The following is a 26,844-nucleotide window of genomic DNA, read 5'->3' on the forward strand; positions in this document are numbered from 1 at the left end:
GATATAAATACAATAAATCATGTTAAGACGGCTGCTTTTGTTAGAATTGATTAACCGTCATACTCTCAAAGGCAGTTTTTAAAGAAAGCATATTATAAAATGTACTAAATCAAACAAATGCAAAAGCTAACAATTATAAAATCCAGCGCAATTCCATTGCCTGTAGAAAATATAGATACAGATCAGATTATTCCTGCAAGGTTTCTGAAAAGTATAGACAAAAAAGGGTTTGGAAATAACCTGTTCAGGGATTGGAGGTATGACGTTCATACTGATCAGCCCAACAGTGATTTTATTTTAAATAAATCCCAGTACCACGGTGAGATCCTGGTAGCAGGTAACAATTTTGGTTGTGGAAGTAGCCGTGAACATGCTGCCTGGTCTCTAACCGATTATGGTTTTAAAGTAATTGTATCGAGTTATTTCGCAGATATTTTCAAAGGAAACGCTTTGAATAATGGGTTGCTGCCCGTAAAAGTATCTGAAGTATTTCTAAAAGAGATTCTAACTGATATCACAGAAAACCCTGAAAAAGAAATTACAATTGATGTAGAGAAGCAGACAATAAGCTTTAATGATAAGACAGAGCATTTTGAACTGGATTCTTATAAAAAAATATGCCTTCTAAACGGATATGATGATATTGATTTTTTAATCAGTAGGAAAGATGCAATAAAAGAATTTGAATTAAAAACACAAAAAGTATATGAGCAATAATTATTTCAAAATAGCAGTACTTCCCGGTGACGGAATCGGTCCGGAAGTAGTCGATGAAAGTGTAAAAATTCTTAAAGTAATTGGAGAAGTTTTTCAATACAACTTCCAGTTCACTTATGGATTGATGGGTGCAGAAGCTATTTATCAGACAGGTGAGCCATTACCGGAAAAAACATTGGAAATCTGTAAAGATTCTGATGCCGTTCTTTTTGGGGCAATTGGAGACCCTTCATTTGATAATAACCCTGATGCAAAAGTAAGACCTGAGCAGGGATTGCTAAAACTACGTAAGGAACTGGGGCTATTCGCTAATATCAGGCCTTTAAAAACTTATTCTTCCCTTATTGAGAAGAGTCCTTTGAAAAAGGATATCATAGAAGGTACAGACATTCAGATATTCAGGGAGCTGGTAAGTGGAATCTATTTTGGAGAAAAATTTACAGATGAAGAGGGAGCTTATGCTTATGATGTATGTAAATATAGCAGGGAAGATATTGTACCTATTGTCCATATGGCTTTTCAGGAAGCACAAAAACGGAAAAAGAAAGTTACCCTTATTGATAAGGCTAATGTCCTTGACACTTCAAGACTATGGAGAAAGATCTGTAAAGAAATTGCACAGGAATATCCTGATGTCCAGTTGGATTTTATGTTTGTAGATAATGCTGCGATGCAGCTAATTCTTAATCCTAAGCAATTTGATGTGATTGTAACAGAGAATATGTTTGGAGATATTATTTCTGATGAAGCAAGTGTGATCGGAGGTTCTATTGGCTTACTCCCTTCAGCTTCAATTGGTAATGAGAATGCATTATTCGAGCCTATTCACGGGTCCTATCCACAGGCAAAAGGAAAGGGGATTGCCAATCCGATAGCATCCATTTTGAGTACAGCAATGATGCTGGATCATTTGCAGTTAGAAAAGGCTGCCAAAAAATTAAGAGAATCCGTGGAGCATGCTATTGAAAATAAGTATGTAACCATTGATCTTAATGCCAATCAACCTTATTCTACAAGTGAAGTAGGGGATTTTATTGCCGACTATATTAAGTTTTCTGAAAAATCATATTATAATTTTGAGAATATCAAAATCGGAAAATCCACTATTGTCTAACTAAGCGTTTGATTTTATTTTTTTTATATTGAAATAGTCTGCTTCAAATGAGGCAGACTATTCTTATTTTAAGGCTTCGTATTATCTGTTTTTCCAGTTTTATTTTTAGAAGATTTTTCAATATCCTCCTTGTCAATATCTGGTGGATTCGTCTTTTTTGACGCTGCAGGAATATCAGGGAAATCCTGATTTTGTTTTTTTGATTCCGCTGCGTTTGTAGATTCTGTTTTTTTGTTAGTGTCTTTTGAATTCATAGCTTTAAATTTTAAAGTGTCAAAATACCGAGTTGACCTGTTTTGTCTTCTATAGTATAATTCAAAGCCTTTGCCAAAACAAAAATATTATTAAGATTATCCATTAATTGTTTATGCCCCTCATTTCTTAATCTGTTTTCATCAATTCCCTTAATCGCTGTTTCTTTAGCTTTCTGGGTAACGTTTTTGATGTCTTTCTCAGAAATTCTGTTAAAAAAGGAATCATCCAGGGATTGTATTTCTACACTGGGAGTAATTCGGATATCAGCATTGGGTAGCTCGGTAATGATCAGTTTTTTGCGGGTAGAATCTACTTCGATCTTCATTTTGTTCAGATCATAAGAAACCTGGGCATTGGTTTTCGTATAGGTGATGATACTATTACTGGAGACTTCGTTTCCCAAAACCTCATAGCCCATTTTCGTTTTCTGCATGCTTGAGATATTTTGCTCTAAAACCACCATTTTATTCATCTTGGAAATCTGGTTGGTCAGAATATAATAATCTGATTTTTCCGTTTTACCACCAAGGTTAAAACATGATTTAAGACCAAAAAACAGAAGCAGCATTACAAGGATTCCTGCTGCAAAAGACAGTATGAGTTTATTATTTTTCAATATTTATTTTTTAAATATTTCCTGAAGTACCGATTTATCATCCTTTTTTAAAATGTCTACCAGATCTCTTTCAACATAACCTGTTTTGGGCATTTCTATCATTCTTCCAATCTCTTTTCCATATTTTTCAACAATAATTGTTGGAACTTTTTGGATATTATAAAGACCTTCTTCTCCGGATGGAGATTCTTTTTTACGATTAACTGCAATGATAGTTAGTTTATTGTCCGGAAACTTTACTTCCTCCAGAATTCTCATTAATCTTGGAAAATCCCTGTGGCTGTCCTCGCACCATGTTCCCATGAAAACGGTAATATTATAAGAGGTAATCTTGGCTTTTTTCAGTTCGGCAATAGCCTTTTGATCCAAAGCATACTCGTCATGTTCTTTTACATACCAATTAGCGTAAGGTTCTTTTAAAAACTGATCTTTTAGCTGATTTCCCAAAAGCATTTTACCATCATTTTTGGTTTCTACCTCACGGTTCATTACCACTTTCTGGGCACTGAACTGTTGGGAAGCCAGAAATAGACTTGAAACGGCAACAATATTTGTAATAAATTTTTTCATATGTTATTTCTCAATGATCGTTTTTAAATCAGCAGGAGAGTAGTATTTGTTTTTTAATACTTTATGATCTGCCTGTCTGTAAACATTGAATTTTTCACCTGATTTTTCATAGAAGGATTCTACTTCTTTTTCTTTGTAAAATTCAACAGTTTCATTGGCCTGTTCTTCATTATCACATGCTTTCGACATATTAGAACGCTGAACTTCGTTGAATAGCTCTACAAATTTGTTGCCAAGTCCAAATTCCAAAACAGCACCGCTAAGGACATACTGTAAGTCGCATAAAGCATCTGCAATTTCTACAATATTGTTATCAGCAATTGCTTGTTTCAACTCATTTAATTCTTCCTGTAAAAGCTCAACTCTAAGATTACATCTTTCTTGTGAAGGGATTTGTGGTGTTTCTAAAATAGGGGCTTTAAAAGTAGTATGGAATTCTGCTACTTGGTTCAAACTATCAATTTTATCCATGAATTTTTTTATTTAAAGCAAAGATAGAAAACGAATTGTAAATTGTAAAATGTATAATATAAAATGTATTAATAAAGGGAAGGATTTACCTATTACTATTGAATATGATTTTATCACAGATTTTGCCGATAGTGCAGATTTTTTTTCTTTTAAACATAATTATTTGTTCAATCTGCAAAATCTGCGAGAGAATAAATGATCAATCTATTTTATCAATAACTTTAGAAGATAAATTATTCCAGTTCTTCATATTTCCAAACACCCGAAATAGTCAGAATTGTTAATCCAGGTTGCTTTTCTCCATAGCTGAATACACAAATGTATTTTGAATGACATGAGGAACAGTCTGTCCCAAAATATAAGGTGGGTAAGTTATTAACGGTTAATTCTCCAAAATGCGACATTCCCTGCGAAGTTTCAGTAACGGCAGCATTAATCAATAATTCATTTTTTGAGAGGACTTTGTTATTCTCATAAATCTGAAGGATAGGAAATCCTGATTGATAGGGAACAATTTCAATAGCATTCTCATGACTGCAGTCACAACAGGTAAATGCTGTGACTGCAGATGGAATGATTTCGTCATTGGTAAAAGTAGTTTTTGCTACAAGAGCTTTTTTACGAATGTTTATTTTCTTTGATATCGAATACATTTGAATTATTTATTGCTGGATTACTGTACCCACAAGGTTATTGTAATGGCCACTTGGACTTTTTTTAATGGTGATTTTTACATATCCTTCCTCTGCCAGCTTATTCCATGTTTTCTGAAAACCGGTTGCCGGGTCAATTGGGATTTTCCACATCGTTTGTTTACCATTACCTGACTGGTTGAACCAGGGAATTACATCAGCCGTTTGGGACTTGAAAGGTAATGAATTATTCAAAACATCGATCTCGTAATAAAAATCATAAGCATTTTCAGGTTGATTAAGTGCTCTTTGTGTGAAAGTGTAAACATATCCATTAATTATGGGACTAGTAAAACTTCCTCCCAGAGTAGGTATCCCTGTTCCGCTATAGTTAATAGCCCCGCTATATCTGTCAAATTTTTGCCCGGCCTGAAAAGGAACGTCATCAACGATATTGTATCCGCCATTAGCTGGTGGCCATCCACCATTCAGATTATTAGCTTTGAAAAGAGCCTCAAGCTCACTCCATTTCCCTTGTTTGTACAGATCGAAAGCCTGATTTCTGATGGTTTGATTCACCAACCCTGCTGTATCATAGGTTAAAGCAAACTCGTCCGCATTTTTGTAAAATACGTGGGTGACACCGTTTGTGTTGTCAATTTCATCATCCCTGTCTGAACTACAGGCAATTGAAAAGAGAGAAATTGTTACAATAAAAATGTACTTAAATAAATGTTTCATAATAATTAGTTTTTATATAAAAATTGAGTCAGTAATATCAGGTGTAATCATTTTCCAGAAATGATCTGTTTCGTTGTCCTTTCAGCTTTTCTTAAAGGTTTTGGTACCGGATAATGGTTGGACCATATTTTTTGGTGAAACCTGGATTGCAAATTATTATTGCCGATTTTCCAAAGAAATAGGACCAAAAGAAACAATACACGATCAATCGCTGATAACGATGGATGGTGTATCTCGAATACACATTCGACAAACAGTACAATAGAGCGATAAATTTAAATTAAAAAACTTAAATACTAGTAATATTTATTTAAATAATATATTATATGTGAATTATATACTTTTATAATTTGTTATTGATAAAAAATAATTAGATGATTTATTGCTTTTATGAAAATTATAAAATCAAATTTTCTGATTTATCATGTTTTCAGGATGTACGATAAAAAAAGACCGCTTATTTCTAAGCAGCCTTTCTAAATCTGAACGATGTGTAACTAAATCTTGATGAATTTTTTAGTGATTTGTCCAATCTGTATCATATAAGTACCTTTTACAAGATGATTTACATTCACAGAACCTCTATCAAGTTTTCCTGAACTGATTACTTTTCCACTCATATCAAAGATTTTGTATTCTTCTGAGGTAGTGCCTGAAATATTCAAGACATCCTTTACAGGGTTAGGGAATAATTTAATCTCTGAAATCGGGTCTTTTGTAATATCTTTCTCTTTTGCCTTAGATGCGGTAACTTTTATATTAGCATTATTGACGTCAAAAAAGATATGATTAGAGCCTTTAACCATGATTCTTCCTGTTGTAGTTGCTGCATTAGGAATGGTTACTGCCTGAGTACCATCATTTGGAGTTCCGGCTAATAGAGTAGTCCAGGTCGCTCCGCTATTCGTTGACCATAAGATATCTACATTTGCAGCATTTACATTATTTGCAGTAGTTCCCGCGACATCCCATGTTATTGTTTGAGAACTTCCTCCCATATATGTTGTTGCAGAGTTTTGGGAACTTACTTTAAATGGTCCTGCTGTTTTGTTTACAGTGATTACTGCATCATCCGAATTGTTTCCCGACCCTCCGGCTCTGTTATCGCGAACGGTAAACCTGAAGTTTAAGGTTCTTGCAACATTAGATAATGCCTCTACTGTTATATCGGTGCCTGCAGTGGTAGTTGCACCAGCGAGAATAGAAGCCATCCTGGGGAAATATCTCGTCGGTGAAGTAGTTGGTGTCCATGATCTGAAAGTAGGGCCGGAAGCTTTTGTTGCACTGGCCGCAGAACTTGCACCTGTTTGAGAGGAAGAAGCTTTATCCATTTGTTCCCAGATGTACGTTAAAGAATCTCCATCGGCATCAGTACCTGTTCCTGTTAACATAAATGGCGTGCCTTTTGGGATGGTATAGTCAAGACCTGCATTAGCTGTAGGTATTGAATTCCCTGTATTCGTATTTACTGAGCAGGTCTTGTTTTTAATGTTATTAGTGATTTGCTGAATACTTATAGCGTGAAAAAAAGCATCGGAATGGGGCTGTACATCCTGGCCTGTAATTCCAGCATATCCCATAATTGTAGATCCAGACCCTGGCTCCATATTTACATTATAAGATTCTACTTTGTGGGAGAACGTGTGATTTCCTCCAAATTGATGTCCCATTTCATGTGCAACAAAATCAATATCAAAATTATCTCCTGATGGAATTCCATCTAAAGGAGAAGTATAGCCACTTCCTTTTGATCCATTTGTACATACACAACCGATACATCCCGCATTTCCACCACCTCCATCATCTCCAAATAAATGTCCTATATCATAATTTGCCTCCCCGATTACAGAAGTTAATGTGTTTTGAAGCTGAGAGTTCCAGTTATCCAAATTCGTAGAATCGGAGTAAGGGTCGGTAGAAGCATTCGTGTAAATCACGTCATCATTATTAGAAATCAGCACCATTCTTGCAGCAAAATCCTTTTCAAATACTCCATTTACGCGAGTCATTGTATTGTTCATAGCTGCCAATGCATTTGCTTTCGTTCCACCAAAATAAGAGGTATACTCACCTGTGCAGGAAAGGGCTAACCTAAAGGTTCTTAATTTTGCATCGTCAGCATTAGGTTTAGCAGAGCTATTATTAATCCCTTTCTGTGCAACATCAATCACTTTACATTCAAATTTGTTAAGGTCAGCCTTCTTATCTGATTTCTTATAAACAACATAAGTAGACAAGTCTTTTGTATAAGGTTCAATGAATACTGCAGATTTGTCGCCATAGATTTCCATTGAAGAAAGTCCTAGTGAGGAAATACTAAAATACACTGTTGAACTTGAGTTTTCAGAACCTTGGCCTACATAAGATTTGATATCGGGATATCTTGTAGCCAATTGAGGATCAAAGTTAGAGTTCTCTCTTACTCTAAAGTTTTCCATTTCCCCCTCAGAATTAGGAAAAGAGATAATGACTTCTGATTTCTCTCCGTTAATCAGTCTTTTCGGAGCTTTTGAAAGTACATTTTTTAAGGTATTAATATCCAACTTGTACAATTTTGGATCATTAATGTTTGTTTTGTTTTCAAAAACATTTTTTACTTGTTTTTGTGAACTTTGAGACCATAGACGATCGGTCTGCGCGAAAGAGATGCCCGAAATCAAAAGCACCCCAATCAGGACTAATTGTTTTTTCATATAAAATATTGTTTAATTGTGGTATTCCAAAGCTAATATTTTTTTTATTACGAAAAATGTATTTTTTGTATATTTTCAATATGTATTAATTATTAATTTACTTTGTATGTTGTAATATTGTTAATTGAATTAATTAAGGAGAATAAAATAAATTAAAATATGAAAAATGTATAATACTTTTCTTATTTCACTAATAGAAAAAGCTACCTGTTGTAAGGTAGCTTTTCCATTAAATTTTAAATTAAGGTTATTAATTTTTAATGAACCTCTTGGCTGTTTCACCAATCTGTATCATATAGGCACCTTTTATAAGATGATTAACATTTACCGCTCCTCTTTCAAGTTTTCCTGAACTGATCAGCTTTCCACCCATATCGAAGATCTTATAGTCCTCAGATGTTGTATTTGAAATATGCAGCATATCTTTTACTGGGTTAGGGTAGATCTTAACATCCGTCAATAAGTTGTTTGTGTTAAGTACATCTCCTTTTGCAGTAGAACCGATATTAAGGGTATAATCCTCAACTTGACCGTAGGTATAAGTTCCACAAGATGATGATGGTATTGAGCTGTACTGCATCATTACTCTCATTCTTGTTGATCCTAGTGTTGCAGAAGCAGGAATGGTAATACTTCCTGTTACCGGAGTTGTGGTAGAACCTGATTTAGTCCAAACTAACTCTCCGCTATCTGTAAAGTCACCATCCTGGTTATAGTCAATATACACAGCGTAAGCCTCACTATACACTGTTGAAGTCCATACAGGAGTTATAGAGATTGTATAAGCGTTTCCTCTTGTTACATTAGTAGAAACAGATGTGAAATTCTCATATCCGGCGGTTCCTGTAGAAGTATTATTAATCGTTCCGAATTTTACATTTCCGATTCTCTCATCAGCGGTGTTATTTGCGCTTGCTGAGCAATAAGTTACAGTGCCTCCGGCAAGAGTAGTTACACTTACTGAATTGCTCGAAACGGATGTGTTTCCTGCGGCATCTTTTGCTTTAACTGTAAAGCTGTAGGTTGTTGATGGACTTAAACTTGTTACGGTATAGGTGGTAGATGCTGTAGAACCTATCAATGAAGCTCCCTGATATACGTCATATCCTGTAACGCCTACATTATCTGTAGCTCCGCTCCATGATAAATTAGTACTTGTAGCTGTTGTTCCTGAAGCAGCAAGGGTAGGTGCTGTTGGAGCTATAACGTCTGTTCCTCCTGATCCAGCATTTACTGTGATGTTGGCGTTATTGACATCAAAGAAGATGTGACCGGAACCTTTAACCATAATTCTTCCGGTTGTAGTAGAAGCATTCGGAATCGTTACAGCCTGAGTACCGTCGTTTGGTGTTCCTGCTAATAAGGTTGTCCATGTGTTGCCGCTATCTGTAGACCAAAGGATATCCACATTGGCTGCGTTAACATTATTTGCGGTAGTTCCGGCAACATTCCATGTTACAGTCTGAGAAGTCCCTCCTGTATATGTTGTCGCTGAATTCTGAGAAGAAACTGTGAATGGTCCTGCGGTTGCATTAACCGTGATGACAGCATCGTCAGAATTATTTCCTGAACCTCCGGCTCTGTTATCACGAACAGTAAATCTGAAATTAAGTGCTCTTGCAACATTAGACAAGGCTTCAACAGTGATATCCGTGCCAGCTGTTGTAGTTGCTCCGGTTAGGATAGAAGCCATTCTTGGGAAATATCTTGTTGGCGAAGCAGTTGGAGTCCATGATCTGAAAGTTGGTCCGGAAGCTTTTGTTGCACTTGCTGCAGAACTTGCTCCTGTTTGAGAAGAAGAAGCATTGTCCATTTGCTCCCATACATAGGTTAATGAATCACCATTAGCATCGGTTCCTGTCCCCGTCAGCATAAATGGTGTGCCTTTAGGAATGGTATAGTCCAGACCTGCATTTGCAGTAGGAATAGAGTTTCCTGTTGCAGTGCTGACCGGACAAGTTTTAGCTTTAATATTGTTGGTGATCTGTTGGATGCTTATGGCATGGAAAAATGCATCAGAGTGGGGTTGTACATCCTGGGACGTGATTCCTGCATACCCCATAATAGTTGATCCTGATCCAGGTTCCATATTAGCGCCTGTTCCTTCATTACTCATAGAGAAAGTATGATTCCCTCCGAATTGATGTCCCATTTCATGGGCAACATAATCAATATCAAAGTTATCACCTGAAGGAATTGCATCTGCAGGAGAGGTGTATCCACTTCCTTTTGAACCATTTGTACATACACAGCCAATACAGCCAGCATTACCACCCCCTCCGGTAGCTCCAAATAAGTGTCCGATATCATAATTAGCCTCACCAATCACAGATGTCAGAGTGCTTTGAAGTTCTGAATTCCAGTTGTTCATACTTCCGGAAGGAGAATAAGGATCCGAAGAAGCACTGGTGTAAATTACGGCGTCGTTGTTAGAGATCAGAACCATTCTTGCTGCAAAGTCCTTTTCAAAAACACCGTTTACACGGGTCATTGTATTGTTCATTGCTGCTAAAGCATTGGCTTTTGTTCCTCCGAAATAAGTTGTGTATTCTCCTGTACAAGAAAGAGCTAGTCTGAAAGTTCTTAATTTTGCGTCATCTGCATTGGGTCTTGCTGCAAGGTTGGTGTTATCAATCCCTTTTTGGGCAACATCAATGACAGTACATTCAAATTTGTTTAGGTTATCTTTCTTATCGGATTTTTTGTAAACCACATATGTAGAAAGATCTTTTGTGTAAGGTTCGATGAAAACAGCAGATTTGTCACCGTAGATTTCCATAGAAGAAAGTCCAAGTGAAGAAATACTGAAGTACACGGTAGAACTGGAATCTCCTAAGCCTTCTCCCACATAAGATTTAATGTCAGGATATTTGGCAGCCAGTTGAGGATCAAAATTTGAATTTTCTTTTACCTTAAAGTTTTCCATCTTTCCTTCGGAATTAGGAAATGAAATAATGACTTGTGATTTTTCGCCAGCAGCCAGTCTTTTGGGAGCTCTTGAAAGTACATTTTTTAAACCATTAATATCCAGTGTATAAACCTTTGGATTATTGATCGTGGTTTTGTTTTCAAAAACATTTTCGGATGTTTTTTGTGAACTTTGAGACCAAAGACGATCGGTCTGCGCGAAAGAAATGCCCGTCATAAAAAGCACTCCGATCAGAGTTAATTGTTTTTTCATAAAAATATTTATTTGATTGTGGAATATCAAAGCTAATAAAAAATTTATAATGAAAAATAAAATTTTTTAAGAAAAATTCTGACTATATTTTTATCATATCAATGAATATGTTGAAAAAATACTAATTTTCATTGTATCAAAAAAAGAAAATAGCATACGTAAAACACGTATGCTATTCACTTGTAGATGATATAATTCTAAAATTATCTTATTTCTGGTATTGGCAGTTTATTGCCAAAAGTTTTTATATGCTAAGAATAATAAAATTATTTATAACTATTGAGTAATATCTCTTCCGATAACTAATCTTTGAATCTCAGAAGTTCCTTCTCCAATTGTGCAAAGTTTTGCATCTCTATAGTATTTTTCGGCAGGGAAGTCTTTTGTATACCCGTAGCCTCCAAAGATCTGAACCGCATTGTTGGCAATTCTTACACAAGCTTCAGAAGCAAACAATTTAGCCATTGCTCCCTCTTTAGTCATCTTCTGTTTTGCATTCTTTAATGTACAAGCTCTTTGAATAAGAAGTTCAGCAGCATCAATTTCCGTTGCCATATCAGCCAACATAAAGTTGATCGCCTGGAAATTAGAAATAGACTTTCCAAACTGATGTCTTTCTTTAGCGTACTTTAAAGCAGCTTTATAAGCACCTCTGGCTGTTCCTAAACTTAAAGCGGCAATTGATATTCTTCCTCCGTCAAGAATTTTCATCGCTTGTTTAAAGCCTTCTCCAACTTCTCCTAAACGGTGAGAATCGGGTACACGAACATTATCAAAGATTAATTCTGCGGTTTCAGATGCACGCATTCCTAATTTATTTTCTTTTTTTCCTGAAGTAAAACCAGGCATTCCTTTTTCTAAAACAAAAGCTGTAGAATTGTTTTTAGCTCCTTTTTCTCCGGTTCTTGTCATTACAACCGCAATGTCTCCAGAAATAGCGTGAGTTATAAAGTTTTTAGCTCCGTTGATAATCCATTCGTCACCATCTTTTACTGCTGTAGTAGACATTCCTCCTGAATCAGAACCTGTATTATGTTCTGTTAATCCCCAAGCACCAAGTACTTTTCCAGTTGCTAACTGAGGAAGCCACTTGTGTCTCTGCTCTTCATTTCCAAATTCATAAATATGATTGGTACAAAGTGAATTGTGCGCTGCTAAAGAAAGTCCGATAGAAGGATCCACTTGAGAAATTTCATCAAGAATGGTAACATATTCATGATAACCAAGGCCAGAACCGCCATACTGCTCAGGAACAACAATTCCCATAAAGCCCATTTCTCCAAGCTGATGAAATAATTCTTTTGGAAAAGTTTGGCTCTCATCCCACTCCATAATATTTGGTCTGATGTTTTTCTCAGCAAATTCTTTAGCTGTTTCTGCTATCATTTTAATGTTGTCAACAATCTCGGTATTCATATAAGTAAAATAGTTAGTGCTCAAAGATACTTAAATTGTGGAAATACGAAAAAAAATTATCCCCGGTGCCATGTTACATTTACAATAATTTAAGTATCAGTTTTTTACAAGTTAGAATTTAATAATTTTTTAATGATCATTGTAAAGAGATGAGTAAATAATTTCTCTACTTTACATCACCAATTTTTAAAATATGAAAAAAGTTTTACTTCCTGTCATTTTAATTTCGTCTTTTATTTTTTCCCAGGCACCAGCGGGATATTATGACGGAACAACGGGACTTACGGGATATGCGCTTAAGTCTAAATTGCACGATATTATTTCAGTAAAGAATATCAGCTGGCATTATGGTGATCTTCCTGCTTATTATAACCAGACTGATCTCGATATTTATTATGATCATGATGCAAGTAACACGACCTTACTGTTGGATATGTATTCTGAAATTCCAACAGGACCTGACGCTTATGAATACACTTCAGCTCAGTTAATATCCAGTGCTGCCACAGAAGGATTGGGGTACAACAGAGAGCATATGATGCCCCAAAGTACTTTCTATAGCAACTATCCTATGTATTCTGATTTGTTTTACGTGATCCCTACAGATGCAAAGATTAATCAGCTGCGAAGTAATTATCCATACGGAATTTCTTCTACAACTCCTTCTAATGTATATAACATATTTACGAATTCGTCCAAAATAGGAAAGAGTGCTATTCCTAATTACGTATATACAGGTCGTGTTTACGAGCCAATAGATGAGTTTAAAGGAGATATAGCAAGGAGTTTATTGTATTTTGCAGTTCGGTATGAGGGTAAACTAGGGACATTTAAATACAACAATAATACGAATCCGGTATCGGATTCCAATCCTTTAGATGGAACAGAAGAAAAAGCTTTTGATGATGCTTATATTGCAATGCTTCTTCAGTGGAATGCACAGGACCCTGTTTCACAGAAGGAAATCGACAGAAATAATTCGGTGTATTCTATACAGAAAAATAGAAATCCGTTTATTGATCATCCACAGTGGGTAAGTGATATCTGGGGGCAGGTTCCTGATAATATCGCTCCTCAGACACCAGGCAATTTAACCGCAGTACAAACCAGTGCTTATTTTACGACATTAAGCTGGTCTCCAAGTTCCAGTTCTGATGTCATAGGCTATAAAATTTATCAAAATGGAATATGGATAGCATCTACAAGAAATACTTCGATAAGTATTGACCATCTTTCTCCTTCTACCAATTATACATATACTGTTAAAGCATACGATAATGGATATTTGCTTTCTCCCGATAGTAACATTATTTCAGTAAACACCCTTGCTTCCGATATCTATGCTAAAGATCTTTTTGTTTCTAAATATTTAGAAGGAACATCCGATAACAAAGCAATAGAAATTACCAACAGGACGGGACATGAAGTGAATTTAAACGACTACAGGTTATCGATCCAGTTCTATTCCAGTACAGGTCAGGGGTATTATTACTTTCCTGCACCTTATGAGCTGGAGGGTTCTGTTGCGAATAATCAAACTTTTATTATTGTAAATCCAAATGCAAATTTCTCCTGTTTTACGAATAATGAAGCTAAATTTGTTACGGCAGCTCCTCAAATGACTTATACAGGAAGTCAGTATATTGAACTTAGATATAAACAGGCAACTGTTGATGCAATAGGAGAAAAATCTCAATTTAATTCTTCACAACTAAGTAATGTTTCTCTTTATCGAAAAACAGGAATTAACCAACCGACTTCTACTTTTAATATCAACGAATGGAATACTTATTCTGCTGATTATTGTGAAGATGTTGGAGTTTTATCTGTTCCTGATGTCCACTATGTAGATCATGAAGGATCTAAAATTTATCCTAATCCTGTTGATGAAAATATTTTTGTCAGTGGAAGAGCGGAAGATATTGAAGTTGCAAAAATCATAGATTGGTCGGGTAGGCTTTTGAGAACTGAGAAAATTCCGTTTAAAAACAAAAGAAGTATCCCTGTACAAGACTTGCAGCCCGGACAGTATCTATTACAGTTAGATCATAAAACCTATAAGTTTATCAAAAAGTAGGTGTAGATAATTCTTAAAAATTAGCTTTTTTGACAAAAAATATTTTATTTTAAGGGAATGTAAGTTTTTTTTGTAAGCTCCACCTCTTGTCAAATCTTCTGTTTAAGAGGTAATTGATATAAGCAGATTCACTAATAATTAATATCTATAAGTGTTTCTGCTTATATCTTTTATTTATAAGTAATTATGCTTATATTTGCAAAATGATAGCGGTCATTACCGGTGATATTATAAATTCGCAACATGCAGACACAGAAGTTTGGATCACCAAACTCAAGAATCTCCTGGAGAATTGGGGGAGCTCACCCCTCACATGGGAAATTTACAGAGGCGATGAATTTCAATTTAAATGTACTATCGATGAAGTTTTCTGGCGCTTTCTAGCCATAAAATCTATTATAAAAAGTCAGGAAAATTTAGATGTAAGAATGGCCATTGGCATTGGAGAAGAAAATTTTTCGTCTGAAAAAATTACTGAATCCAACGGAACCGCCTATGTGAATTCCGGAAGATTATTGAATGGATTAAAGAGTGACGGAGATACCGTTGCTATTAAAACATCCAATGAAACTGTGGATAGAGACCTTAATATTCTCTTGAAATGGTCTTCAAAAGACTTTGATAACTGGACGATGGCAACAGCCGAAATTATTCATGAGATGATCATGAATAAGGATATCACCCAGGAAGATCTCGCCAGGAAGTTTGCCATATCGCAATCCTCGGTAAGCCAGAGACTGAAGCGTGCAAACTATGATCTTATCATAGAAACTAATCAATATTTTAGAAAGAAAATTTCAGAATTATAAAATGATCTTCACTAAACTCATATTGGCACATCTACTCGGAGATTTTATTCTTCAGCCAAATTCATGGGTTGCTGATAAGGAAAATCGTAAACTGAAAAGTAAATATCTATACCTGCATGTTCTCATACACACTGTTTTAACTTTTATTTTCCTGTGGGATATACAGCTTTGGTGGGTCGCAGCACTGGTAGGAGTATCTCATTTTATTATCGACGCATGTAAACTCACTTTCCAAAAAATAAAAACAAAAAAGAGATGGTTTTTTATTGATCAAGTTCTCCATGTTTCAGTAATTTTGGGAATAGCATTTTATTTTAAAGAATTTGACTTTAAGATTTTAGAAAATCCAGATTTCTTAAAGGTTTTGATGGCTGTATTATTTTTAACGACACCATCATCTATTATTATAAAAATACTATTGTCTTCATGGACTCCGGTTGCTGAAGCACAAAATAATATACAAACCGAATCTTTAACTAGTGCAGGAAAATATATAGGAATCCTAGAGCGTTTACTGGTATTTATTTTTATTCTGGTAAACCACTGGGAGGGTGTAGGTTTTATGGTGGCTGCCAAATCTGTTTTCAGATTCAGCGACCTGGCACAGGCCAAACAACGAAAGTTAACCGAATATGTACTTGTCGGGACACTTTTAAGTTTTGGAATGGCTGTATTAATTGGAATTTTAATAAAATAATTATAAATCTAACTATAAAAGACAATTTAGAAAATGGAAAAGAAAGAAATGTTGTACGAAGGTAAAGCTAAACAAGTGTTTGCTACCGATAATCCTGACCAAGTAGTAGTACGTTTCAAAGATGATGCTACCGCTTTTAATGCTCAGAAAAGAGGACAGGTTGATTTGAAAGGCGAAATGAACAACGCGATCACTACTTTGATTTTCGAGTATTTAAATGAAAAAGGGATTAAAACTCATTTCATTAAGCAATTGGACGAAAGAGAACAATTGGTAAAAAAAGTATCCATTATTCCTTTAGAGATGGTTGTAAGAAACTATTCTGCTGGAAGTATGGCTCAAAGATTAGGGGTAGAAGAAGGAATTAAGTCTCCTGTAACGATCTTTGATATTTGTTATAAAAAAGACGAATTAGGAGATCCTCTAATCAATGATCATCACGCAGTTTTCTTAGGAGCAGCTACTTATGAAGAACTTGATGAGATGTATGAGTTAACTTCAGATATCAATGAAATTCTGATCGACTTATTCGATAAAATGAACATTATCTTAGTCGATTTCAAAATCGAATTAGGTAAAACTTCTGATGGTGAAATCATCTTAGCAGATGAAATTTCTCCTGATACTTGTAGATTATGGGATAAGGATACAATGAAAAAGTTAGATAAAGACAGATTCAGAAGAGACTTAGGTGAAGTAACTGAAGCGTATGTTGAGATCTACAACAGACTGAAAACATTACTTAATAAGTAGTAGTATAGATGAATAATTAGAGGTGATTTGTATTTAACATAATATGTAATTTACCATCTAATATAGGAATCTACCAAAATAAAATCTAGATTAGAAAAAATAGAAATGAAAAGTTTAGACATTCATAAAAGTGAATATTTAAAACAGTTTAAAAGCCAGACATACGGCAGAAATCTTTTCAGAACACAAGAAGAGGAAAGACTTGACGCTCCTAATGAAGAGTGTGGTATTTTCGGATTATATTCTGATAATGATCTGGATACATTCTCTCTTTCTCAGTTCGGGCTTTTTGCATTACAGCACAGGGGCCAGGAAGCTTGTGGTATTTCCGTTCTTAAAGATGGAAAAATCAACAATCTGAAAGACGAAGGACTGGTTTTAGACGTTTATAAAGATATTGAGAATCCTGAAGCTTTTATGGGAAATTCTGCAATTGGGCATACTCGTTATACCACTGCAGGAGACAAAAAGAAGTACAATTTTCAGCCGTTTTTTGCGAAAAACGAATATGATCAGATAATACTTTCGATTGCACATAATGGTAACTTAACCAATGCTAAAGAATTGAAGGCTGAATTGGAAGCAGAAGGCGTGGTTTTCAGGGCTACATCTGATTCTGAGGTAATATTGAGATTAATTCAAAAAAATCTTGATTTAGGCTTAAGAGGAGCAATTAAAGCAACTATGGAAAAGATCGAAGGAGCTTATTCTGTAGTAGGAATGACAAGAAATAAATTCTTTGCATTCAGAGATTTCAACGGAATCAGACCTTTGGTTCTAGGTGCTATAGATGAGAAATCATATGTGGTAGCTTCTGAATCTGTAGCTTTAGATGCTGTAGGAGCTCAGTATGTACGTGATATCTTACCTGGTGAGATCGTTTACACCAATGAAAGTGAAACAGGATTACATTCTTATATGGTAAATGACAAAGGCAGACAAAGAATCTGTTCTTTTGAATATATTTATTTTGCAAGACCTGACTCAACTTTAGAAAACATTAATGTTTACGAAATCAGAGAAAAGTCGGGTGAAAAAATTTGGGAACAAGCTCCGGTAGAAGCTGATTTGGTAATTGGAGTTCCGGATTCCGGTGTACCTGCCGCTATTGGGTTCTCAAAAGCATCAGGAATCCCTTTCCGTCCTGTTTTAATTAAAAACAGATACATTGGAAGAAGTTTCATTGTTCCTACTCAGGAAATGAGAGAAAGGATCGTTAATTTAAAACTGAACCCTATCATTTCTGAGATCAAAGGAAAAAGAGTAGTGATCATTGATGATTCTATTGTACGTGGAACTACTTCAAAAAGATTGGTGAAGATATTAAAAGAGGCAGGTGTAAAAGAAATTCACTTCAGAAGTGTTTCTCCGCCGATTATTGCACCTTGCTATTTGGGTATCGACACTCCTTCAAAAGATGATCTGATCTCTGCAAATATGACGACAGAAGAACTTAGAGAGTACTTAGGAGTTGATTCTTTGGAATTTCTGAGTACGGATAACCTGAAAGAAATTTTAGGATCTTCTAATCACTGCTTTGGATGTTTTACAGAAGAATATCCTGTAGCTAAAGGAGAAGAAGTAGAGTTATTTAGTTAATATTAAATAAATTGATAAACAAAAGGTCAGGTATATTATTATATCTGACTTTTTGTTTTACAGCTTTCCGGAAATTATGAAATGTAGCAAAAGCTTAATATTCCTTTATTATACTCTATTTCAGTAAACTTTAATTTTGTAGGATTAAAATTTACATCTATGAAAAATGTATTTTTCACCGGGATCTTTTTTGTAGTTACCCAGCTTTATTTTGCACAGTCTTTTGACAAGCAGGCGCATCGGGGAGGAAAATCTTTATACCCGGAGAATACAATTCCGGCAATGAAGAATGCTTTAAAAATGAATATCACGACGCTGGAGATGGATTTAGCGATAACAAAGGACAAAAAAGTAATTCTTTCCCACGATTCTTTTCTTTCACCGGAATTGGTCACAAAACCTGATGGGACTTATATTCCTAAAGACTCTGGCTTTTACTATAAGATTTATGAGATGCCTTATTCGAAGATCCAAAAATTTGATGTAGGCTTAAAGGAACTTAGTCACTATCCTGATCAGAAGAAGATGAAGGTTCAGAAACCACTTTTCTCAGAGGTTATAGATGCTTGTGAAAGCTATTCCCGAGAACTGAAAAGACCATTACCTTTTTATAATATTGAAACGAAAACACGTCCTTTTTCGGATCATATCTTTCATCCGGAACCAAAGGAGTTTGTAGATCTGATGATGAAGATTATTTTGGACAAGAAAATTCAGGATCGGGTTATTATTCAGTCATTTGATCCTAGGACGTTAGAAATTATTCATAAAGAATATCCTAAAATAATGACCGCTTTACTGGTCGAAAAAGTGGATGATAAAAAGCTTGCTCAACAACAGACTTATTTCAAAAATATACCTGTAGAGAAATTCAGGCTGTATCCTAATCATCTTAATGGAGTAGCAGGAGATATGAAATTTCTTAGCTTTACGCCAACCATTTACAGCCCTGAACATACTCTTGTAACGCCAGATCTTGTAAAAGAATGTCATAGATTGGGAATGAAAGTTATACCATGGACGGTTAATAGTAAAGAACGATTACAAGAATTAAAAGAAATAGGAATAGATGGGGTCATTAGTGATGATCCCAGAATATTTGAATAAATCCTTGCATAATTTTAATTTATTGGTTCAAAAGAAATGGCTGGGAGAAATTCTCCCAGCCATTTAATAATGCAAAAATGCATTTATGGTTAAAAAATTGGTTGTGGTTATTAAAACTTATAGTTCAAACCTAACTGAAATACTCTGTTGTTATTATCAGCTGCTGGTCTGCTTTTTTCAATTTTAGTCAAGCTATTCACATATCTTGCATTGATCCCTAAGTGAGGCGTAAAGTAATATCCTAAACCAAGACCTAATCCAAAGTTGAATCTGTTGATATCATCTTTATTGATCGTTTCAGAAACTGATGTTTTCTGAGTAGTTGCGATACTATTGGTAGTACTTGTAACCGTCGTTTCACCTTTGTTTTTTCCATCGATGAAATAACTGAATTCAGGACCTGCTTCAATGTAGAAATTATCCACTGGCTTAAATTGAACCATCACCGGTACTGAAATATAATTCAACGTTGTTTTAAAGTCACGTTGAGTTTTTACAGTGGTAGCACCTGTTGTTACCTCACTAGAAGAAAGAACGCTTTTTGCTCCCAATTGGTTGTATAATACTTCAGGCTGTACGCTGAATTGTTTAGAAAGTGGGATATTTACAAAAGCACCCGCGTTAAATCCTATTTTCTGATTGTTTGCACTTAATTGCTGCTCACTAAATTGAGCGGAGTTAGCACCACCTTTAATACCAAATGTAATTGGATCCTTTTCCTTATTAACCGGAGTAATAGTAGCAGTTGTTGTTTGTGTTTCCTGAGCAAAAGCTAATGAACCAGCAACTATCGCTAGTCCTAGAAATAACTTATTCATAATTTTATTTTTTAATTGTACTATTTCTTTGTCTGAATTATTCATTCGGACTTGATGTATTTTGCAAAAGGCTTGCCACAATTACAATTTCATGATTTGCAGAAAGATAAGCTAGGAGGCACTTATTTAAAAGAAACATTGATATTCCACTTGTGTGGGATTTTATTAGTTAAATTTAAACATATGCTTAAATTTTTAAGTTAAATTGAATAAAAAAAAATGTGCATTTTTTTGATTTTTAATTTTAAAATTATCAGTATTCATGGCAAATCAGGATCCTTTTTTATTAACACTTCCCTGATTATCTCTTATAAACCTGCGGTGCCAACTTTCTAATTTTGATATTTTTCTGCTTTTTAAGAATAAAATGGGTGAAATTGAAGTGTTTTTATGTGCAGAAAATAAGACAAAAAAAAGGTTAGATCTATTGAATCTAACCTTTATATTACATTAAGTATACTATTATTTGTTGAATTTGTAAGCTAAACCAACCTGGAATACATTGTTTTTTCCGTCTGCCTGAATTCCTCCAATTTCTTTGAAAACATTAACCACACCAGCAACATATCTTACATTAACACCAATATTCTTTGTAAAGAAATATCCGGCACCCAAGCCAACACCAAAATCAAAACCTTTTATAAGATCTTTGGCATCTACTGATACTGAATTTCTTTTGAGTGTAGAATCAATCAGAAAACTGAATTGAGGTCCAGCTTCCAGATAAAATTGTGGAGTTGCATTATATTGAAACATTACTGGAACTGAAATATAACTTAAATTTAATTTTCCGCCATTATTTCTGTCTTCTTTAACTCCTACACCATTATACAAGATCTCAGGTTGTATACTAAAGCTTGATGCAACAGGTACATTCATTAATACACCACCATAGAATCCTGCTTTTGCTTTAGTGTCTCCACCTCCAGAAATGGTTGAAATGTTAAGACCTGCTTTTACCCCAAATGTTTGAGCAAACGTTAATGAACTTGCAATGACTGCTAAGCCTAATAATAATTTTTTCATAGTTTAGTTTGTTTTTTGATTTTAACTGTTTGTACAAATTTCTTGCCAAAATATGTTAAAATTGTTAAAATATTCATAAAACCAGTTCGTGGAATATTGAATATTAACAGTATGTTTGGTTTTAAAGAATAGGAGTAAGATTCCAGCATGAACAATTTATTATTCAGAACAAGAAAAAGGCTAGATTTAATTACTAAATCTAGCCTTTCATTGAAATCAAAATTTGTTTATCTGAATGTGTTCTTACGCTTATTTGAATTTATAAGCTAAACCTACCTGGAATACATTATTTCTTACTGCATCACCATTATTGTTTTTGTAGATATCTGTTAATCCTGCAGTATATCTAGCTGTAACTCCAAGGTTTTGAGTGAAGTAATATCCAGCTCCAATACCTATCCCAAAGTTAAATGTATTAAAGTTGTCTTTGTTAAGGCTTGTAGTTCGTGTACTTGTATTGTTATTGGTTGAGCTTTTAAATTTATCTTTAGCACTAACAAGGAATCCAAATTCCGGACCTGCTTCTAAGAAAAATTCAGGTGTTGCGTTATACTGGAACATTACCGGTACAGCAATATATCCTAAATTTCTAGAAGATTCATCTTTGAAGTTGTTTCCTAGTACTGAATATTCTCTGGTTACTTTTGAACCTAAGTCGTTATACAATACCTCTGGTTGAATACTAAATGAACTTGCTAAAGGGATGTTTGCAAAAACACCTGCATTAAAACCGATCTTAGATTTAGAATCACTTAGATCAGCTCCTTTTGAAAGAGATGAAACGTTCATACCACCTTTTACCCCAAATGTAACCGGGTTAGAAGATGAAGTAGAATTTGAAGTTGTTTGTTGAGCAAATGCTAATGAACTCGCAGTTACTGCTAATCCTAAAATTAACTTTTTCATAACTTAATTTTTTAATATTTTACTTTCTTAATTTTAAATTTTACTACTTGTCAACTTTCGTTTGACGCAGAGTATCTTTCAAATTGAATGCCAAAAATTGAAATATGATAAAAATCAGGTGTCTTGAAATCAAAAGAATTATTTTTAAATCACTGTAATTGAGTATATTGTGATAAATAAACAAACATTTGTTTAACACATCTTAAAAATATCTTAAATTAAGTTAAGGCCATATTTTGATGATAAAATATTATTGATTATCAAAATTGGTTGCAAATTTACAGCGGTGGTGTGCTAGAAATCACAGGGAATTTTTTAATTCAAAAAAAATCCTGACTTTGGAAAATCAGGATTCTTATTTTATACGTTCAGAATAGATTTAAGCATCATTCAATTTTCTGTAAAAATGCAATGATTTTTCTATATTTTCCTGGCTGCATTGATGATCAAAAACACATGATCCTATTGCGGAAAGTAACGAAAAATTAATTTTCTTTTCGGTATTCTTTTTATCATTTAATAATAATGCCAATAGATTTTCGTCTTTAAAGTCACTGATATCTAAATAAGGATAATACCTTCTCACATTATCGATGATCATTTCTGAATCCTCTTTTGAAATTAAACCTTCAAGATGAGAAAGATGGGCTTCACAAATCATTCCTGCAGCAACAGCTTCACCATGAAGGATCGGATTACCCTGTTCCAGGCAGGAACTTTCAATAGCATGACCAATAGTATGTCCAAAGTTCAGAGTTTTTCTGATATTTTTTTCATGGAAGTCCTGATCCACCACATCTTGCTTTATAGCCATTGAAGTCTGAATATGGGGAAGAAGTGATTCTACATCCAGCTTTTGGATCTTTATTAAATTATCCCAATGGAGCTTATCTGCAATTAATCCATGCTTTAGCATTTCTGCAAATCCGCTTCTTAACTCTTTAAAGGGAAGGGTTTCTAAAAACTGAGGATATACAAAAATCTGTTCCGGAAAAGTGAATGTTCCTACCATATTTTTATAATGCATCAAATCGATTCCTGTTTTTCCTCCAATAGAAGCGTCGCACATGGATAAAAGAGTAGTCGGTATATTGATAAACTGAATTCCTCTTTTATAAGTGGAAGCTACAAATCCACCCATGTCTGTAATAACACCACCACCAAGATTAATGACTAATGCTTTTCTGTCGGCCTGCATCTCTGTAAGAATCTCCCAAAGCTGATTAGCGGTTTGGATATTTTTCATTTCTTCACCAGCTTCTATTTCTAAAATTTCGAAGGCAAGATCCGTTTCCATATTGCCTAAAAGAACAGGAAGGCAGTATTCGTGTGTGTTTTCGTCAACTAAAATAAAAATTTTACTGAAAGATCTTTCATGTAAAAAGGTATTTAACTGAGAAAACTGATTATTTAATAGTGTTATCATTTCCTGAATAATATATAATTAAGTATACAACAATATTGCAAAGTTATGATTCTTAATTTTTAACTCGTAACTAAATTACTATCTTTGCAAAAATATTTAGAATGAGCAGAGATAATAATAATTCAGGAAAACCACAAAGACCAAGAATTTCAACAAGGAAAAATTCTGATGATTCTCGTGCTTCTAAATCTGGAAATTCTTCAGGATCAAATTCTTTCAAGAAATCTTTCCCTAAAGCAGGAGAAAGAAATAGTGACCATAAAGGGAGTAATTCGAAGTTTGAGAAGAAACCTTTTAATAGAAGTGAGAGAAGTTTTGAAAGTCGTGATGAAAACGGCGGTTCAAAATCAGAAAGAACACCCTATATCACTAATGCAAGTGAAGGGAGAGAAAGAAAAACTTTTGGAAAATCAGCCCCCAAAAGAGGCGGGAAAAGTTTTGATACGAGAGATAAATATGAAAGAGGAAGCTTAAAGTACGGCAGAAGACCTTCTTCCGGAAATGAGAAAGCTGAAGATAAGACCAGATCTTTTGTACAAAAAAGAAGACTGAACAAAATAGATAAAGATATCCATAAGGATACGATCCGCCTTAATAAATATATTGCCAATTCAGGAATATGCAGCAGGAGAGAAGCAGATGAACTGATCACACAAGGATTGGTGGAAGTAAACGGAAAAGTAGTTACAGAAATGGGCTATCAGGTTCAGAAAAGTGATAAAGTAATTTTTGACGGACAAAATATTACTCCGGAAAAACCTGTTTATGTACTTTTAAATAAACCGAAAGGATATATTTCTACAACAAAAGATGATAAAGCGAGAAAAACAGTAATGGATCTTGTTTCCAATGCTTCACCTTATCGTGTTTTCCCAGTGGGAAGATTAGACCGTTCTACAACTGGTGTTATTCTTTTGACAAATGATGGACATATGACAAAGAAATTGACTCATCCATCTTTTGATGCCAAAAAAATCTATCATGTCACTTTAGATAAAAAATTAACTGGTGAAGATATGAAACTGATTGCCGAAGGGATCCGTCTTGACGAAGGAGTGGCTACTGTAGATCAGATTTCATACATCGAAGGAAAACCTAAGAATGAGATTGGTATTGAAATTCATATCGGATGGAACCGTGTGATCAGAAGAATCTTCCAGAGATTAGGATATGAAGTAGAAGCTCTGGACAGAGTAATGTTTGCAGGATTAACGAAGAAGAATATTAAGAGAGGACACTGGAGAATTCTTTCGGAATTGGAAGTGAATAACTTGAAAATGCTTTAAGAGTTATAAGTTTTGAGTGATGAATGATGAGTTTTTAAATCACTCGAAAACAATTTTAGCATTTAAAAATATAAAGCGTGATAATTTGATTATCACGCTTTTTTTATATGATCATTTTGCTTTTTGACTGATAGAGTTAGGCTTTACCTTGAATGCATCAATAAAATTCTCCTAGGCTTTATAAAACCATTTGTATCTAAATCTTTTTTTGTTTTTGTCATTCCGTAGGAATCTCAATTTATCCTATGAAAGCTATAACCTACATTTCTACGGTTAAGTAAGTTTTGGCTGAAGCCAATAGTAGATCGTATTTTATGTAACGGGCTAAAGCCCGTTTCTATTGATAGGCTTGATTAGTTGATATCTATTTTCCACTTAAGAACTGAGGTACTTTCCTCTGTGGATTCATTTGTTCAAAGGTATAGGCCATTGTAATCAGTTTTCCTTCCTGCCATTTTTCAGCAAAAAATGAAATACCAACGGGTAATTCATCAATGTATCCCATTGGTAAAGTGATGCTTGGGTATCCTGCAATAGCAGCAGCATCTGCACTTCCAAAGGTATAGTGGTCACCATTTTTCAGATCTGTTTTCCAGGCTTCTGTAGTTGTGGGAGCAATGATGGCATCAAGATTATATTTTTTCATAGCTAAATCAATTCCTTTTTCCTGACTTCCTTCCTGTGCTGTTTTTACGGCTTTTACATAGTTTTCATCTTTGGTCCCTTTACTTTTAGCTGAAAGTTCTAAAAATTCCTGCCCGAAATATTGAAGCTCTTCTTTACTGTTTTTATTGAAAGCAATCAGTTCATCAATATTTTTTATGGCTGCATTTGGACCTAAAGAAGCAAAGTAATCGTTGAGACCGTCTTTATATTCATCAACCATTAGTTTAAAAGAACTCTCATGTACGTCATCGGAAAGTAATTCATTCTCTATTTCAACAAGTATAGCACCATGATCTTTTAAAACCTGTAATGTCTGCAAAAATAGCTGATCCACTTTTTTGCTTGCTCCATTGGTGATACTTTTCACATATCCGAATCTTTTGCCTTTGAGTCCATTTAATGTTAGAAATTGGGTGTAATCTTTATGTAAAAAATGAGTAGAGCCTACCGTTTTAATGTCATTTTTATCTTCACCAACCATTGTTCCAAGACTGATGGCAATATCTTTTACTGTTCTGGCCATTGGTCCGGCCGTATCCTGTGTGCTTGAGATGGGAATAATTCCTTTTCTGGAAATTAATCCAACCGTAGGTTTCAAACCTACAACTCCATTAAGACTTGAAGGACAAACGATAGAACCATTGGTTTCTGTGCCAATTGCTATAATTCCAAGATTGGCAGAAATAGCAGCTCCTGAACCAGCACTTGAACCACACGTATTCCTATCCAGGATATAAGGGTTTTTAGTTAATCCGCCTAAACCGCTCCATCCACTGGTTGATTTTTTACCCCGGAAATTAGCCCATTCACTCAGATTGGTTTTCCCAATAATTACTGCACCTGCTTCTCTTAATTTTTTGGCAAGATAACTATCCTGTAACGGAAAAGAATTTTTCAAAGCAAGGGAACCCGCAGTATTAGGCATTTTGTCATGGGTGTCAATATTGTCTTTCAACAAAACAGGAATTCCAAACAAAGGCTTATCCTTCAATTTTGCTTTGAGATGATCGAGAGAATCTGCAATTTTCAGAGCATCAGGATTAATGGTAATGATCGAATTTAATTGAACTCCATTTTTGTCAACCTCGTTAATACGTTTCAAATAAGCTTCAACAACTTCTTTTACGGAAGTTTTATTGCTTTTGTATAAGCTTTGAATCTTTTGAATATCATATTCCAGATATTTGAACTCATTAGCCGATTTGTTTTGGGCCTTCCCAAAAAATGCATAGAGAAAAGCAGCTGATAGAATGATTTTTTTCATTGAG

23 protein-coding genes are annotated in these 26,844 nt (G+C 34.7%); 9 read left to right on the forward strand and 14 right to left on the reverse strand.

Annotation, left to right across the window (positions count from 1 at the left end):
* Positions 1-117: 117 nt before the first annotated feature.
* Together leuD and leuB are read left to right on the forward strand one after the other, a co-directional pair.
* Positions 118-717, forward strand: coding sequence for a 3-isopropylmalate dehydratase small subunit (gene leuD, locus CEY12_RS03000; RefSeq protein WP_089026280.1), 600 nt, complete (start codon positions 118-120; stop codon positions 715-717).
* Positions 707-1,831, forward strand: a complete 1,125-nt coding sequence (leuB, locus tag CEY12_RS03005; RefSeq protein WP_089026281.1) for a 3-isopropylmalate dehydrogenase — start codon at positions 707-709, stop codon at positions 1,829-1,831. The genes leuD and leuB overlap by 11 nt, the downstream gene beginning before the upstream one ends.
* A gap of 68 nt (positions 1,832-1,899) precedes the next feature.
* On the opposite strand, the gene CEY12_RS03010 is transcribed toward leuB, so the two are convergent.
* The 9 genes from CEY12_RS03010 to CEY12_RS03050 all read right to left on the reverse strand — a co-directional run bounded on the left by CEY12_RS03010 (position 1,900) and on the right by CEY12_RS03050 (position 12,406).
* Positions 1,900-2,085 (reverse strand): hypothetical protein, encoded by a 186-nt coding sequence (locus tag CEY12_RS03010; protein WP_089026282.1) that lies wholly within the window; start codon positions 2,083-2,085, stop codon positions 1,900-1,902.
* An 11-nt stretch (positions 2,086-2,096) separates the two neighbouring features.
* Positions 2,097-2,702, reverse strand: coding sequence for a DUF4230 domain-containing protein (locus tag CEY12_RS03015; protein WP_089026283.1), 606 nt, complete (start codon positions 2,700-2,702; stop codon positions 2,097-2,099).
* A 3-nt stretch (positions 2,703-2,705) separates the two neighbouring features.
* The gene (locus CEY12_RS03020) at positions 2,706-3,272 is read right to left on the reverse strand and encodes a TlpA family protein disulfide reductase (protein ID WP_089026284.1); all 567 of its coding nucleotides are present in this window, start codon (positions 3,270-3,272) and stop codon (positions 2,706-2,708) included.
* 3 nt (positions 3,273-3,275) lie between these two features.
* Positions 3,276-3,743 (reverse strand): nucleoside triphosphate pyrophosphohydrolase family protein, encoded by a 468-nt coding sequence (locus CEY12_RS03025; RefSeq protein ID WP_089026285.1) that lies wholly within the window; start codon positions 3,741-3,743, stop codon positions 3,276-3,278.
* A 233-nt stretch (positions 3,744-3,976) separates the two neighbouring features.
* Positions 3,977-4,396: a hypothetical protein gene (locus CEY12_RS03030; RefSeq protein WP_089026286.1), complete on the reverse strand. Its 420-nt coding sequence runs from the start codon at positions 4,394-4,396 to the stop codon at positions 3,977-3,979.
* A gap of 9 nt (positions 4,397-4,405) precedes the next feature.
* On the reverse strand, positions 4,406-5,116 hold the full coding sequence (locus CEY12_RS03035) for a glycohydrolase toxin TNT-related protein (protein ID WP_089026287.1): 711 nt from the start codon (positions 5,114-5,116) through the stop codon (positions 4,406-4,408).
* Between the two features lie 497 nt (positions 5,117-5,613).
* Positions 5,614-7,809, reverse strand: a complete 2,196-nt coding sequence (locus CEY12_RS03040; protein ID WP_089026288.1) for a reprolysin-like metallopeptidase — start codon at positions 7,807-7,809, stop codon at positions 5,614-5,616.
* A 250-nt stretch (positions 7,810-8,059) separates the two neighbouring features.
* Entirely contained in the window at positions 8,060-10,990 is a 2,931-nt protein-coding gene (locus CEY12_RS03045) for a reprolysin-like metallopeptidase (protein WP_089026289.1), read from the reverse strand.
* A 276-nt stretch (positions 10,991-11,266) separates the two neighbouring features.
* A complete protein-coding gene (locus tag CEY12_RS03050) occupies positions 11,267-12,406 on the reverse strand; it encodes an acyl-CoA dehydrogenase family protein (RefSeq protein WP_089026290.1) in 1,140 nt (379 codons plus the stop codon).
* Positions 12,407-12,599: 193 nt separating this feature from the next.
* Between CEY12_RS03050 and CEY12_RS03055 the strand changes: the two genes are divergently transcribed.
* The 6 genes from CEY12_RS03055 to CEY12_RS03080 all read left to right on the forward strand — a co-directional run bounded on the left by CEY12_RS03055 (position 12,600) and on the right by CEY12_RS03080 (position 19,448).
* Positions 12,600-14,483 carry an endonuclease gene (locus CEY12_RS03055; protein WP_089026291.1) on the forward strand — a complete coding sequence of 628 codons (1,884 nt, stop codon included), beginning with the start codon at positions 12,600-12,602 and terminating at the stop codon, positions 14,481-14,483.
* A gap of 203 nt (positions 14,484-14,686) precedes the next feature.
* Positions 14,687-15,292 carry a SatD family protein gene (locus tag CEY12_RS03060; protein WP_089026292.1) on the forward strand — a complete coding sequence of 202 codons (606 nt, stop codon included), beginning with the start codon at positions 14,687-14,689 and terminating at the stop codon, positions 15,290-15,292.
* Position 15,293: 1 nt separating this feature from the next.
* Positions 15,294-15,989, forward strand: a complete 696-nt coding sequence (locus CEY12_RS03065) for a DUF3307 domain-containing protein (RefSeq protein WP_089026293.1) — start codon at positions 15,294-15,296, stop codon at positions 15,987-15,989.
* Positions 15,990-16,022: 33 nt separating this feature from the next.
* Positions 16,023-16,742 carry a phosphoribosylaminoimidazolesuccinocarboxamide synthase gene (gene purC / locus CEY12_RS03070; RefSeq protein ID WP_089026294.1) on the forward strand — a complete coding sequence of 240 codons (720 nt, stop codon included), beginning with the start codon at positions 16,023-16,025 and terminating at the stop codon, positions 16,740-16,742.
* Between the two features lie 105 nt (positions 16,743-16,847).
* The gene (gene purF, locus CEY12_RS03075) at positions 16,848-18,341 is read left to right on the forward strand and encodes an amidophosphoribosyltransferase (protein ID WP_089026295.1); all 1,494 of its coding nucleotides are present in this window, start codon (positions 16,848-16,850) and stop codon (positions 18,339-18,341) included.
* Between the two features lie 159 nt (positions 18,342-18,500).
* Complete coding sequence (locus CEY12_RS03080; protein ID WP_089026296.1) at positions 18,501-19,448, forward strand: glycerophosphodiester phosphodiesterase family protein; 948 nt, start codon at positions 18,501-18,503, stop codon at positions 19,446-19,448.
* A 110-nt stretch (positions 19,449-19,558) separates the two neighbouring features.
* Here the strand turns inward: CEY12_RS03080 and CEY12_RS03085 are convergent, their stop codons facing one another.
* The 4 genes from CEY12_RS03085 to aroB form a co-directional block, all read right to left on the reverse strand.
* Positions 19,559-20,266, reverse strand: coding sequence for a porin family protein (locus CEY12_RS03085; protein ID WP_089029766.1), 708 nt, complete (start codon positions 20,264-20,266; stop codon positions 19,559-19,561).
* Positions 20,267-20,728: 462 nt separating this feature from the next.
* Positions 20,729-21,292, reverse strand: a complete 564-nt coding sequence (locus tag CEY12_RS03090) for a porin family protein (protein WP_089026297.1) — start codon at positions 21,290-21,292, stop codon at positions 20,729-20,731.
* Between the two features lie 249 nt (positions 21,293-21,541).
* Positions 21,542-22,198 (reverse strand): porin family protein, encoded by a 657-nt coding sequence (locus CEY12_RS03095; RefSeq protein ID WP_089026298.1) that lies wholly within the window; start codon positions 22,196-22,198, stop codon positions 21,542-21,544.
* 379 nt (positions 22,199-22,577) lie between these two features.
* The gene (gene aroB / locus CEY12_RS03100) at positions 22,578-23,624 is read right to left on the reverse strand and encodes a 3-dehydroquinate synthase (RefSeq protein ID WP_089026299.1); all 1,047 of its coding nucleotides are present in this window, start codon (positions 23,622-23,624) and stop codon (positions 22,578-22,580) included.
* Between the two features lie 365 nt (positions 23,625-23,989).
* Between aroB and CEY12_RS03105 the strand changes: the two genes are divergently transcribed.
* The gene (locus CEY12_RS03105; protein WP_089029767.1) at positions 23,990-24,910 is read left to right on the forward strand and encodes a pseudouridine synthase; all 921 of its coding nucleotides are present in this window, start codon (positions 23,990-23,992) and stop codon (positions 24,908-24,910) included.
* Between the two features lie 364 nt (positions 24,911-25,274).
* Here CEY12_RS03105 and CEY12_RS03110 read toward each other — a convergent pair whose 3' ends face one another.
* Complete coding sequence (locus CEY12_RS03110; RefSeq protein ID WP_089026300.1) at positions 25,275-26,840, reverse strand: amidase; 1,566 nt, start codon at positions 26,838-26,840, stop codon at positions 25,275-25,277.
* Positions 26,841-26,844 lie beyond the last annotated feature (4 nt).

The sequence above is a fragment of the Chryseobacterium sp. T16E-39 genome, from assembly GCF_002216065.1.
Classification (GTDB): Bacteria; Bacteroidota; Bacteroidia; order Flavobacteriales; family Weeksellaceae; genus Chryseobacterium.